This window comes from Salinivirga sp. (assembly GCF_055145285.1).
The window spans coordinates 117952-130899 of the sequence record NZ_JBSRDC010000004.1 but is presented as its reverse complement, the minus strand read 5'-3'; the positions used below and the strand labels follow the sequence as shown (position 1 = coordinate 130899).

Sequence of the window (12948 nt, the reverse complement as noted above, 5' to 3'; positions counted from 1 at the left end):
GATATACGAATGCTCAAAATAAAGTTAAAAATATAAAATTGCTGCGATTTCGTTCTTTTATTTATCCAATTTTGCATAATCTGGCAGTATTCTTAGTGTTTGAAGAAAGTAAAACCAGTATGTTTGTATAAAAATATTAATTTAGCTCATTAAAAATTGCATAGTGCTACGCAAAAAATTAAATAACGACATTGACCTGAAAGAGCTTTTTAAAGGAGGTGCCATTGCTCTGTTTTTTAAAGTGCTGGGCGTGGTTGTGGGTTACTTTTTTTTGTGGATTATGGCCCAATATTATGGCACTGAGGGCGTTGGTGTGTTTCAAACACTCTGGACACTACTCATGATACTTGCCGTTATAAGCAAAATGGGTTTTGATACATCCATTGTAAAGTTCATGGGAGCTTATAAAGAAAGCCATAAAAGCGGGCTTATTGCAGGCTTGTTTCACAAAATACAAAAGTGGCTGTTTATTATTGCTGCACTGTTTGCTTTGCTTTTAGCTGCATTGTCGGAGCCTGTCAGTAAACTTCTGTTTGAAACCAGCACCAAAAGCAACTATATTATTTTCACCGCCTTGTCGCTGATACCTTTAGTAATGCTAAATTACCACGCTGAAAGCCTGAAGGGTCTGAAAAAAATATTGTCTTTTTCTCTTTTCCAGAATGGTTCAATTTACATCATCACTTTTCTTTTTATTGTAGTCTTCTATTATCAGGGTTATGGCCTGGAAAGTACAATATGGAGTCTTTGCATTGCTTTGGTTACATTAAGCATAATTAGTTATTTTGATCTCAGGAACAAGCTTCCCAAATCTGACCTTACAAATAAAGCACAGGGCTATACCAGCAAACAATTAATTAACTGGACCCTTCCCATGCTGTTTTCCAATTCGCTTTTTCTACTGATGAATTGGACAGATACCATAATGCTTAGTGCGTTTTTGCCGGAAACCAATGTGGGAATATATGCCACCGCATTAAAAATTGCAGCACTAAATTCTGTTATACTGGTAGCAATTAACAGCATTGCCATGCCAAAATTTGCCGAGCTTTTTGAACGAAATGAAATGGGAAAATTCCGGCGTTTCGTTAAACATTCCACACTACTGATGTTCCTTACTTCTCTTCCCATTTTAATTGCCATCTTACTGTTTCCATCTTTTTTGTTGGGAATATTTGGCGAAGATTTCACTGCAGGACGCACAGCGCTCTTAATTTTGGCAATTGGACAATTTTTCAGTACCATTTCCGGATCGGTCATTAACATATTGAATATGTCCAATCGTCAAAAAACCGCACGGAATATAATTGCTCTTTGTACCTTTATCAATGTTTTACTTAATTTAATTCTAATTCCACTATACGGGATTAATGGAGCCGCGATTGCTACTGCCACTTCTACCATTTTATGGAATTTGGCATCAGTTTTGGCCATTTACCGTATATTCGGTTTTTTAACTTATCCGTTTATCAATGTAAACAAAACACGGTAGTATCTGATTATGGAAAGCCACATACCCAATTTTTTTATAGTAGGAGCTGCAAAAGCTGGCACAACATCGCTTTATCAGTATCTCAAAACACACAACGATTTATATTTTAGCCCGGTAAAAGAACCGCATTATTTCTCAACTGATATAAAAACCAACGAATTTACCTCCATTTACAAACGCAATATTGATAACCTGCCACAAGGTTTTTATCAAAATAAACCCAGAGACAGTATACAAAATGTTTTTATACGAGATAAAGCTCAATATCTCAATTTATTTCAGTGGGCCGATGGAGAAAAAGCCATAGGTGAATGCAGCACCTCGTATCTTTATTCGAAAGAAGCTGCAGGCAATCTCAAAAGATTTAACCCGGATGCTAAAATTATTATTGTCCTCAGAAACCCCGCAGAGCGCACCTATTCTCACTACCTGATGGCGGTAAGGTTTGGATTTACTCAGTTGCCATTCAGGAAGGCGCTCCAAAAAGACTTAAACCAAAACAAAAAGGGATGGGGAAAATCTGAACTTTTCATTGAGCTTAGTTTATATTATGAGCAAATAAAACGTTACATGGAGGCTTTCCCCAAAGAACGAATTAAAATCATTCTCTTTGACGAGTTTAAAAAAGACCCTTTAAAAACAATTAACGAAATTTGTACTTTTCTTGAAATAGAACAAATCTCCAATATTGACAATCAGAAGCACAATGCCGCATTAATGCCCAAAAGTAAAAACCTAAACCGACTCATGGTCAATACCGGCATTAAAAACAAAATTTCTGAATTGCTAAACGAAAAAGCTAAAAATAAGCTTAAACGCCTGTTTTTCCAGGACCATAAAATTCCCAATATTTCGAAAGAAGACCGTGCTTACTTGCGAAATATTTTTAAAGAAGATATCGAAAAAACAAGTAATTTAATTAATCGTGATCTATCGCACTGGTTAAAATAAAACTATACCCGATGTTGGGCTAATGAAACCTACGCATGTTACTCGTTTTATTCCACTTTGTGTTCTTGATTATTTGTTGATTCGTTTATCAGGTAAACACCTATTATAAATCAACCTCCGACGAATAAAACCTTGATGAAGTATTAATTTTTAATTTCAAAATGCTAATAATTTAGCTTGCAAGGGATTCACATTAAGGTTAATACCTCCTTAATCAACTTGTTGGGCAATAAACCGTTGCATTTTTTGAAATAATGTTTCGGGCTTTTCAATAAATGAAGCATGACCGGCACCCGCAATCATATCGAAGAAAATTGATGGGTTGTCGGCGGCCATTTTTTCATAAACAGCTACAGGAATAAAATTATCCTGGTCGCTCCCGATCAGGTGAAAAGGCGTTTCAGGATCTACTTCGTGCCCGGGTCGTTGCATCATGCCATTTAGTATCGCAATAATACCATTTACGGGAAACGCTAAAGCACGAGTTACTATTTTTTCCAATTCAGGCTTAAATTTCTCCAAATTTGATTTGGCCACAATATTGGGCAGCATTCCGGAGACCACCAACTTTTGCTTACCTTCTCTCAGCAAAGCAATTTCGCGCTTGCGATTTGCCTTTTTCTCTTCGTTGTCGGGATAAATGGTTGAATGAATTAATCCGAGTGCTTTTATCCTATCCGGGTATTTTCTGGCAAAGGCTTCTGCCACATATCCACCCATGGAATGCCCGTAAATCAAACATTTTTCAATGTTTTCATTATCCAGAATGGCAGCCACAGCCTCCGCCATAAATTCCATTGTATGCACTTCTGTAAAAACTGCAGAACTGCCATGGCCCGGTAAGTCGGGCATAATAACCCGGTAATTTTCAAATTGAGAAGAAAATGCCTGCCACACCTCTTTCGATTCCAAATAACCGTGCAACAATAGCAACGCGGGACCTTCTCCCTTTGCAGCGTAATGCACTTCCTTATCATATATGTATACAACAGCCATATTAATTTCTTTTTACGATTTTACATTGATCTACCGCAGTGTCGGCATTAATAAGCTTTAGAATATAAGTTCCTGAAGAAATGTCTTTTGCCCGATAATACACTTGAGAATCTGTAATGTTTTTAATTTCGTCGACCAGTTTGCCTTGTTGGTTAAACACTTTGATGATGCAATTTGTACAAGCCGGGATTTGAATATAAAATCCCGTTTTCGAAGGATTGGGCCAGGCCCTCATCTGGTGTGTATTATTTGGTTGTTCCACAGCGGACGCTTCGTTCCAGCGAGCTATGGCATAACTTCCGGGCGCCAGGTGCTCTATTGTAAAATGGCCCAAAGAAATATCGCCCCAGTCTGTTTGTTCCACATATTGCCATTTCGATGCGTCATCAGGCCGATATACCAACATGAGACTGTCGCCTACCTGTAAATTCAAGTGATCCATTCCATAAAACCGGTAATCGAAACGGCAGCGGGCATCAAAATCGCCTTTAGCATCGAAAGTTATACGCCACCATTTTGAATCCAACACCTCAATATGGTTAATATTTTCTCCGCTTTCTGCCGGGCCTTTCCACATTTCGGTTGTATTAATTAAAACAGAATCAGTAACTGTTTGGGGCGTTATTGTAAGATCCATGCCGGAAGGATAATAGGTGCTACCATCATACAAAATCCTGGTATCATCAAAAACAGGACCGGCTGTTTTATTGAAATGATCCAACACAACCATAACAGGTTCAAAACCCGGATTAAAAAACTTGCTGCCGTGCAAACCGTCAAATTCCAGCCAGTACTCATGTACATTCCAGGTATCGTCAATAAAACCAATTGCCACTTTATTATTGTTGCCTGTAAATTTCCGGCCAACCGACTGTTGCGAAACAGTTACTTGTATTTCACTGCCATATGAAATCACTGAGTCAATTGAATACTGGGGAAAACCAGCATTGAAAACATAATTATCGAAAAATCCGGTCAAATCCACACCGCTGTGGGCGCTTAAATGGTCTCTTAATACTTCAGAGGAGGCATCATTTTCTGAAAACACAGCTAAATAATCCTTAACTGCAGGAAAAAACAGGCTATCACCCATATAATATCGCAAGTTATGTACAACCATGGAACCCTTGTCGTAAACCGTTTTGGAATAGGTTAAATCATATGGCATGTCGCTTAGCGCCCAGTAGCCATTGTCTGTTTGGTGAGCACTGTTGACTACGCTTATCTGATTATTTTTCACATATTGGCGATATTGACGTTCACCATGGAAATGTTCCATGTAAATGGCTTCACAATAACTTGCCCAGCCTTCGTTGAGCCACATATCAGCTGCGTCGTTGCAGGTTACAAGGTTACCAAACCAATGATGCGAGAGTTCATGGGCTACAAGGGTTTGATTGCCGGGATCATTTGTCAATGCGTAAGATGGATAGGCAATATTGGTAAGATGCTCCATGGCACCACTGTTAAAATCTACTACGGTATATCCTGCCTTTTCCCAATGGTAAGGTCCAAATTTTTCTTCGAAAAGGGCCAGCATCTCAGGTACATCGGCGAAAGTTGTAGCTGCAGCAGAACTGTCCTGATTCACTGCATAATATTCAACAGGAATATCGCCATTCATTCCACTATAAAGAGTGTCGTTAAGGGTAAAAGGTCCGACAGCAAAAGAAACCAGGTAAGTTGGCGATGTTTGACTAAGAGACCAATGCCACAGCAGTTCATCTTCGCCATAATTACTTACTCCCTGGAGCTGACCTGATGCTACAGCCCGGTGATCATTCCGTGTAATTATATTAAAGTCGTATGTTGCCCGGTCGGTGAAATTATCAATACAGGGAAACCAGGCTCTGCCGTATCCATGAGGTACAGCATTAAGTGCTACGCCCATATTAAAAACCATGGTGTTGGTAAAATGTACTCCTCCCCATCCACCTTCTGGTTCTGTGGAACCATAACCATAATAAAAAATAGTACAGGTATCATTCTGGCCAGGTGAAATAGGCTCCGGAGGATTAAAAATAATTACCGTATCATCATATTCATAAGTCTGAATTATTTGCCCATTAAATGCAATAGAATCAATATGATACTTGTACAAATCAAAGGCAACCTCCTCCAGGGGCTCATCAACCACACGAAAAATAATTTCGGTATAACCACTTAGGGTGTAGTTTCCCAGGCTGGAAATATCCAGGTTGATATCATAATGTTGCACATCAATCTGGTCGCGATAATTATTCTGGCCGAAGCCTGTTGTAAAAATAAATAGCAGTAACAAACAAAACCACAGCGTTTTCATCCGGTTATAATTTTGATTTAAAATATGGAGTGCTTTTCAAAATATAGCTCACTCTCGGCCAAAAGCTGTGCTTTGTTTACAGGAACTACGCCTACTTTCTCACAAACCTGTCCGCCTGCTATATTAGCAATAACAGTGCTTTTTTGAGCATCGAGTTTCCCGGCCATACAGCAAGCCAACACACTAATTACCGTATCCCCTGCTCCCGAAACATCTGCAATTTCGCGTTTTTGTGCAGGCATGGTATATTGGCTTTCCCCGTTGGTAAGCAATACTCCGGCCTCTGACAGGGTAACCATAACATATTTAGCCTTGAGTTGTTCCTTGAGTTTAGATGCTGCGTTGGCCACGGCCTCAGTATCGGTTTTTTGAATTGAAATTTTCATCCCTTCTACCAGCTCTTTAAAATTTGGCTTAAAAAGGGTAACATTTTTATAATCGAAAAAATTGCGTTTCTTGGGATCAACCAGCACGGGAATATTCATCTCATTTGCTTTTTCTACAATAATTTGTATCACCTCAGGTGTAATATTTCCTTTGTCGTAATCTTCAAATACCAAAGCATCGGGCTTTTCTTTTTCCATAAGGGCTATCGTACGTTTAGCAAATTGCCGGGCCGTTTCTTTTGGTACGGATTCGCTTTTTTCCTCATCGACCCGCAAAAGATGCTGGCTCGAAGCAATAACTCTTGTTTTTACGGTTGTAGGCCGGTCTGTAGTTTCCATCAACCCTTTATCGGTCATTTGTCGCTTATCAAGCAAATTACGGAAAATTTGTCCCTGTACATCGTCACCAATAATGGCACACAATACAGGTTCAGCACCCATGGCTTTAATGTTCAACCCCACATTGGCTGCACCGCCCAAACGATTTTCTTTGTCGGTAACCGAAACTACAGGTACCGGAGCTTCAGGAGAAATCCGTTCAGTTTTTCCCCACATGTAGGAGTCAATCATTACATCACCAACAACGAATATCTTTTTTGCAGAAAAAGTCTCAAATATTTGTGCTAAACTGTCCATATCGAATGCTTTAAAGTGACAAAATTAGTATTAATTCAAATCAAATTAAACCTTCGATCAAAAAAGGTGGAATATTTTAAAAGCTATATCGCATCCGCAAGCTTAAAACATAGCGTTTTATGCCATTTTTGTTGAAAACAAATTTCAGTAAAATTTTGCCATAATCACAAGTCCCCATAGTAGAAAAATTTCAGCGCTCAGTAGTTACCCGATTTGAAGTGAATTTTTTGCATAATCAACTGAAAACAGCTATGTTCGTATGAATTTCTGCCAAACATAAGTCCATTTAAATACAAATTTTTATTCCAATGAAGGGACATCTTTTAAAAATGGCTACTGAACTCAGGGAGCCTGTCAATTATACGCTGAACCTCGACGTTCATCAAATAAATATGAATGAGCAAATCGGGAAAACCATTACCATTCATCATACCGGAAACATCCACTGCATCAACTGTGGAAGAAAAACAAAAACATCATTTTTTCAGGGTTATTGCTATCCTTGTTTCATAAAATTACCGCAAACCGATCCCAGCGTCATTCACCCGGAGAAAAACCAGGCACATTTGGGCATTTCGCGCGATATGGAATGGGCCAAAACCCACGACCTCATCGATCATTTCGTTTATCTGGCCCTTTCAGGCGGGCTGAAAGTAGGCGTAACCCGGCACACCCAGGTCCCCACACGCTGGATTGACCAGGGCGCCAGAAGCGCTGTAAAACTTGCCCGCACACCTCACCGAAACCTCGCCGGACAAGTAGAAGTTGCACTCAAAAAGCACCTGAATGATAAAACCAATTGGCGGGCCATGCTTACCAATAAAACAGAAGGCGAACCTGATTTGGCACAAGCCCGGCACGAAGCCCTGAAGATGCTTCCAGACGATCTGAAACAATATGCCGAAAATGACGACGCAATAACCAACATACACTACCCTGTTGAAGCATATCCATTAAAAGTTAAATCTATTAATTTGGATAAAGATCCTGATTTCACGGGTAAATTAATGGGTATTCGTGGGCAATACCTCATTTTTGATGAAGGAAAAGTTATGAATATCCGCAAATACAATGGTTATGAAGTTGAATTGACCATTGAACCGAACGAAGTGGGCTCATGAGTTTGCAAATAAAATTAATAAATTTGCTTCATGGATAAACTGAAAGGAGTCGTTATAAAAACAACGGGAAGCTGGCACACAGCAAAACTCAAAAGCGGCCAGTTAATGGATTGTACCGTTAGAGGCAAGTTTCGCATCAAAGGTATTCGCAATACCAATCCGATAGCCGTTGGCGATGTTGTTGTGGTTGAACCAAATCCCAATGAACCAACAGGCGTTATTACAGACCTTGAACCACGTACAAACTACATAATTCGTAAAGCCACCAAATTATCGAAACAAGCGCACATCATTGCCTCCAATATCGATCAGGTTTTTTTGCTGGCCGCTATGGCTGAACCAGAAACACCATTGATGTTTATCGACCGCGTTTTGGTTACGGCCGAATCATACCGAATACCCGCTGTTATTCTCTTCAACAAAATGGATTTGCTGGATGAGGACCAACAAGAACTTGCCGAAGCCTATCAGTACCTCTATGAATCAATTGGATATCCGGTTATGTTGATATCCGCTGTCAGTGGTCTTAATCTGGACCAGGTAAGAGGAAAAATGAAAAATACCACCAGTGTAATTGTGGGACAATCCGGTGTGGGCAAAAGCACCTTGCTTAACCAACTGCAACCTGGCCTGGGCCTGAAAATAGGTGATATTTCCGAGGCACACCAACAAGGCAAGCACACCACTACTTTTGCAGAAATGCACGAACTGGATTTTGGGGCCAACATAATCGACACGCCGGGTATACGGTCTTTTGGACTTGTAGAAGTGGACCGCGCAGAAGAACTCTCGCATTTTTTCCCGGAAATTTTCGAAGTCGGTCAAAATTGCCGCTTTCACAATTGCACGCATACCCATGAACCCGGTTGCGCCGTAAAAGAAGCCGTTGAAAACAATGAAATCCCTTTTACCCGATACGAAAATTACCTCACCATCATGAAAGGCGACGAAGGAGACAAATACCGAAAAGATATATATGCTCAGTAAGAAAAATATGATTATACGTATAACAAAATTAAGCTTTTACATTTTAATTCCAGCCATGCTGGTTCTAAGTTGCGGTAGCCAATCAGAAACCAAAGAAAAACCGGAAAAAAATAAGGTTACCCAAAAACAAAACACCACCCCCCGGAAAAAAAAGGTTAAAAAAGCACCCAAAAAGAAACAATTCCCTCGCCTCTCCAACGACAATGTAGTGAAGGTGCTCACGGACTATGGCAAAAAACATCCGGAAAATATCGTGGTGCTCAAAACCACCAAGGGTGACATTAAAATAAGACTTTACGATGGGACACCACTCCACCGCGCCAATTTTATTATGCTGGCCAACCGGGATTTTTACGATGAAACTGTGTTTTATCGTGTAGAAAATAACTTTATTATACAGGGTGGCGACTCCGATGCCTATGAACGAAGAACAATAAAACGGAAAGTGGGTTATTACAGCATACCTGAAGAAATGCAGCCCAACCGTTATTATCATAAACCCGGAGCCGTATCCATGACCCGCGATTATGAAGACAACCCCAACAAACGGTCATCATCGTATGATTTTTTTATTGTGCACGGCACAAAATACAACGACTATGACCTGGACGATATAGAAAAAACCAACAACATAAAATTCACTGAATCACAAAGAGAACTTTACAAAACTGTTGGCGGGGCAGCACACCTCGACGGACAGCACACTGTTTTCGGTCAGGTTATCGAAGGTATAGATGTGGTAGACAGCATCGCTGCTGTTGAGGTAGACGGAAAAAACTGGCCCAAAAAAGATATTTCCATGACCGTACATGTAATTGATTAAATTTATTCACTAAACAAAAATAAAAACTATGAGACTATTACTGATCAGCAACTCAACCATGGCAGGTGAACCCTACCTGGACTATTGCAAAAACGATATTGCCGATTTCCTGGGAAAAGAACGCGTCGAAGCGCTTTTTATACCTTATGCAGGGGTTAGTATGACTTATGATGAATACGAAGCCAAAGTCAAAACACGTTTCAACGAAGTGGGACACGATGTGGTTTCAATTCACCATTTTAACGACCCCGTTAAAGCTGTACAAGACGCCAAAGCCATTGTAGTTGGCGGAGGAAGTACCTGGCACTTGTTACACGAAGTGCGCCGTCATGGCCTGATTGAACAAATCCGTGCAAAAACAGAAGATGGAACACCATACATAGGATGGAGTGCCGGCTCAAACCTCACCTGTCCTAGCATAAAAACCACGAACGATATGCCCATCATCGACCCAAAAGGATTCGATGCTTTGAACCTCATCCCTTTCCAAATCAACCCCCATTACCTTGACAAAACTGCTCAGGGGCACGGTGGAGAATCAAGACAACAGCGCATAGAAGAATTTTTAATTGTAAATCAGGACATTACAGTGGCCGGATTGCGCGAAGGCTCCATGTTTATTTACGAAAATGGCCAACTCACACACAAAGGAGACCATACCTGTCGCATATTCAGATATGGCGAAGAATTTTACGAGCTTTCATCCGATGATGATTTTAATTTCTTGATGAAACAGTAAAAATGAAACAACTAAAGCGGCTGCAAGAAAAACATTGCGGCCGTTTTTTATTTATACAATCATTCATTTTTTATCTTTTTCGCAACAACGAATTTTTTCGTAATTTCATGCAAAAAAACAGCGATGGAAGAACAGCTTCTGCATTATCTCTGGAAACATAAACTTTTCGACCAGGAAAAACTGGAGACCAAAGACGGTCAAAAAGTAGAATTGATATCCCCCGGCGCACACAACCACGATGCCGGTCCTGATTTTTTTAACGGGCGTATTAAAATTGAAGATACCGAATGGGCCGGTAGCATTGAAATTCACGTGCGTTCAAGCGATTGGTTTTTGCACGGACACGATAACGATGCTGCTTACAACAATGTAATTCTACATGTGGTAGCTGTAAACGATGCAGAAATAAAGCGGCAAAACAACACGATTATCCCCACTGTTGAACTACCCTACGACAAACGTCTTGCATCAAATTACAAAACGCTGTCAAAATCGCGCAAATGGATTCCCTGCGAAGACCAGTTTGCCCAGGTCGACCCGCTGATTCGCAGCATGTGGGTTGAAACATTGCTCATTCAGCGCCTTCAAAGAAAAAGCGAGGTGGTTACATCCATGATGGCACAAACAAACAATGACCTTGATGAGGTGTTTTTTCGAATGCTATGCCGAAACATGGGCTTCAAAACCAACGCTCAGCCATTCGACCAATTAAGCCGGAAAATCAACCTGAAACATATCCGCACGCTCGGCAATGACCGCCAACGTATTGAGGCTTTGCTGCTTGGCACTGCAGGCTTACTCAACACACCCAGATCAGACTATGAAAAAGCATTAAAAAAAGAGTTCAACCATCTCGCCACCCGATTCAACTTTGAACCACTCGAGCCCAGCATATGGAAATTTGCGCGGATGCACCCCGTGAGTTTTCCAACCATTAGACTAGCCCAACTATCTGACTTACTGAGTCGGAATACGCAATTTACACAGATATTAAAACAAGCAAAAACCATAGAAGAAGTTACCAAAGTTTTCAAAGCCAATGTGTCAGTATTTTGGGAAACACACTATACCTTTACAAAAAAATCGAAAAAGCTTAAAAAACCATTGGGCATTAAGTCTATTGAAAATATCATAATCAATTCCGTGTTTCCATTCTTATTTGTTGTAGGTAAATACTACGATGATCAGGAAATACAAAAGAAAATTTTTTCATGGATGCGAGTCCTGCCCGCAGAAAAAAACCGTATAATTGAAAGATGGAAGAAGGTTGGTGCAGAGATTGAAACAGCCTACGATTCGCAGGCCTATCTGGAATTATACAATGAATATTGCAGCAAAAACCGTTGCCTCGATTGCCGCTTAGGAGGCTATATTATCAAAGAAATGTAAAATGAAACTTAGAGCGCAAAACATACGCATAGCTTTCCTCTTATTGATATCGATTATGGTTTTCGGTATTATCGGCTTTATGTCAATTGAAGGGTTTACGCTTATTGAAGCTTTTTATATGACGATAATTACCGTATCAACCGTGGGCTTCAAAGAGGGTCACGATTTGGATCCGGCCGGACAAATTTTTACGGCATTTCTAATTATGATGAGTTTCGGACTTTTTGCTTATGCCCTATCGAGCCTTACCCGCTTTTTGTTCGATGGTAATTTTCGAAACTATTATCTTGACTATAAAATGCGCAAACGAGTTGATAAAATGCACAAACATGTTATTGTTTTTGGATGGGGACGCACCGGAGGTAGGGCTGTAGAAGAACTCAAAAGACATAACTCACCTTTCGTGATTGTAGAAAAAGAAGAAGGTCGCATTAACGATATCAGAGCAAACAAAATCGGGCCATATATCAGGGAGTTGGGCACAGCCGACGAGGCTCTTAATCAGGCCGGACTGAGAAAAGCCAGGGCACTCATCACCACACTACCCAATGATGCCGCTAACTTAATGATCATCATTACGGCGCGTAAAATAAATCCAAAAGTACGAATAATAAGCCGTGCAGTACGCGATAACTCAGACCTCAAATTACGCCGTGCCGGGGCCGATAACGTAATAATGTCAGACCGGATGGGCGGGAGCCGGATGGCCAAAGGTGTTACACAACCCATTACCCTAAAATTTATCGATCTTCTGCTCGATCAAAAAGCTAACGTGCATCTGGAACAATTATATTGCACAGAGCTCTCGCAATGCTATCTTAACAAATCTATTCGCGCCATGAATCTTGGTGCCACTACAGGTGCAAATATTATTGGCATGCGCAAAGAGGATGGTTCCATCATTTTCAATCCTTCGGCTGATGTAATTCTCAACTGCTCTGACCGACTTTTTGTAATGGGTAATAACGCACAAATAAAACGCCTGAAAGAAGCACTTTTTGAAAGAGCCGATTAGAAAAACAAACGAAGAGATATCCCGCTTAGCGCCTCCATCGTACTTGGTGGATAAAAACTTTCCGGAAACGGCCAAACAGATGAATAAAACACGGCGTGTGTAACCGAATTA

The 12948-nt window shown here is 40.5% G+C and carries 11 protein-coding genes; 8 read left to right on the top strand and 3 right to left on the bottom strand.

Going from position 1 to position 12948, the window contains the following annotated elements:
- Positions 1-163: 163 nt before the first annotated feature.
- Together ACTB0Y_RS01055 and ACTB0Y_RS01050 are read left to right on the top strand one after the other, a co-directional pair.
- Positions 164-1492 carry a flippase gene (locus ACTB0Y_RS01055; protein ID WP_463204927.1) on the top strand — a complete coding sequence of 443 codons (1329 nt, stop codon included), beginning with the start codon at positions 164-166 and terminating at the stop codon, positions 1490-1492.
- A gap of 9 nt (positions 1493-1501) precedes the next feature.
- On the top strand, positions 1502-2443 hold the full coding sequence (locus ACTB0Y_RS01050; RefSeq protein ID WP_463204926.1) for a sulfotransferase family protein: 942 nt from the start codon (positions 1502-1504) through the stop codon (positions 2441-2443).
- Between the two features lie 210 nt (positions 2444-2653).
- On the opposite strand, the gene ACTB0Y_RS01045 is transcribed toward ACTB0Y_RS01050, so the two are convergent.
- The 3 genes from ACTB0Y_RS01045 to ACTB0Y_RS01035 are packed head-to-tail and all read right to left on the bottom strand — an operon-like array spanning position 2654 to position 6763.
- Entirely contained in the window at positions 2654-3439 is a 786-nt protein-coding gene (locus ACTB0Y_RS01045) for an alpha/beta fold hydrolase (RefSeq protein WP_463204925.1), read from the bottom strand.
- Between the two features lies 1 nt (position 3440).
- Entirely contained in the window at positions 3441-5741 is a 2301-nt protein-coding gene (locus tag ACTB0Y_RS01040) for a M1 family aminopeptidase (RefSeq protein ID WP_463204924.1), read from the bottom strand.
- 17 nt (positions 5742-5758) lie between these two features.
- Entirely contained in the window at positions 5759-6763 is a 1005-nt protein-coding gene (locus tag ACTB0Y_RS01035) for a bifunctional heptose 7-phosphate kinase/heptose 1-phosphate adenyltransferase (protein WP_463204923.1), read from the bottom strand.
- 308 nt (positions 6764-7071) lie between these two features.
- Between ACTB0Y_RS01035 and ACTB0Y_RS01030 the strand changes: the two genes are divergently transcribed.
- The 6 genes from ACTB0Y_RS01030 (at position 7072) to ACTB0Y_RS01005 (ending at position 12837) form a co-directional block, all read left to right on the top strand.
- A complete protein-coding gene (locus tag ACTB0Y_RS01030; RefSeq protein ID WP_463204922.1) occupies positions 7072-7884 on the top strand; it encodes a DUF2797 domain-containing protein in 813 nt (270 codons plus the stop codon).
- A 30-nt stretch (positions 7885-7914) separates the two neighbouring features.
- On the top strand, positions 7915-8871 hold the full coding sequence (gene rsgA, locus ACTB0Y_RS01025) for a ribosome small subunit-dependent GTPase A (protein WP_463204921.1): 957 nt from the start codon (positions 7915-7917) through the stop codon (positions 8869-8871).
- A gap of 7 nt (positions 8872-8878) precedes the next feature.
- Positions 8879-9694 carry a peptidylprolyl isomerase gene (locus tag ACTB0Y_RS01020; RefSeq protein ID WP_463204920.1) on the top strand — a complete coding sequence of 272 codons (816 nt, stop codon included), beginning with the start codon at positions 8879-8881 and terminating at the stop codon, positions 9692-9694.
- A gap of 28 nt (positions 9695-9722) precedes the next feature.
- On the top strand, positions 9723-10433 hold the full coding sequence (pepE, locus tag ACTB0Y_RS01015; protein ID WP_463204919.1) for a dipeptidase PepE: 711 nt from the start codon (positions 9723-9725) through the stop codon (positions 10431-10433).
- Between the two features lie 123 nt (positions 10434-10556).
- On the top strand, positions 10557-11822 hold the full coding sequence (locus ACTB0Y_RS01010) for a DUF2851 family protein (RefSeq protein ID WP_463204918.1): 1266 nt from the start codon (positions 10557-10559) through the stop codon (positions 11820-11822).
- Between the two features lies 1 nt (position 11823).
- The gene (locus ACTB0Y_RS01005; protein WP_463204917.1) at positions 11824-12837 is read left to right on the top strand and encodes a potassium channel family protein; all 1014 of its coding nucleotides are present in this window, start codon (positions 11824-11826) and stop codon (positions 12835-12837) included.
- Positions 12838-12948: the final 111 nt, after the last annotated feature.

Bases quoted from the DNA above. Each gene is read 5' to 3' on its own strand.
- ACTB0Y_RS01050 (WP_463204926.1), top strand. From the start codon at position 1,502: ATGGAAAGCCACATACCCAATTTTTTTATAGTAGGAGCTGCAAAAGCT.
- ACTB0Y_RS01045 (WP_463204925.1), bottom strand. From the start codon at position 3,439: ATGGCTGTTGTATACATATATGATAAGGAAGTGCATTACGCTGCAAAG.
- ACTB0Y_RS01040 (WP_463204924.1), bottom strand. From the start codon at position 5,741: ATGAAAACGCTGTGGTTTTGTTTGTTACTGCTATTTATTTTTACAACA.
- ACTB0Y_RS01035 (WP_463204923.1), bottom strand. From the start codon at position 6,763: ATGGACAGTTTAGCACAAATATTTGAGACTTTTTCTGCAAAAAAGATA.
- ACTB0Y_RS01030 (WP_463204922.1), top strand. From the start codon at position 7,072: ATGAAGGGACATCTTTTAAAAATGGCTACTGAACTCAGGGAGCCTGTC.
- rsgA (WP_463204921.1), top strand. From the start codon at position 7,915: ATGGATAAACTGAAAGGAGTCGTTATAAAAACAACGGGAAGCTGGCAC.
- ACTB0Y_RS01020 (WP_463204920.1), top strand. From the start codon at position 8,879: ATGATTATACGTATAACAAAATTAAGCTTTTACATTTTAATTCCAGCC.
- pepE (WP_463204919.1), top strand. From the start codon at position 9,723: ATGAGACTATTACTGATCAGCAACTCAACCATGGCAGGTGAACCCTAC.
- ACTB0Y_RS01010 (WP_463204918.1), top strand. From the start codon at position 10,557: ATGGAAGAACAGCTTCTGCATTATCTCTGGAAACATAAACTTTTCGAC.
- ACTB0Y_RS01005 (WP_463204917.1), top strand. From the start codon at position 11,824: ATGAAACTTAGAGCGCAAAACATACGCATAGCTTTCCTCTTATTGATA.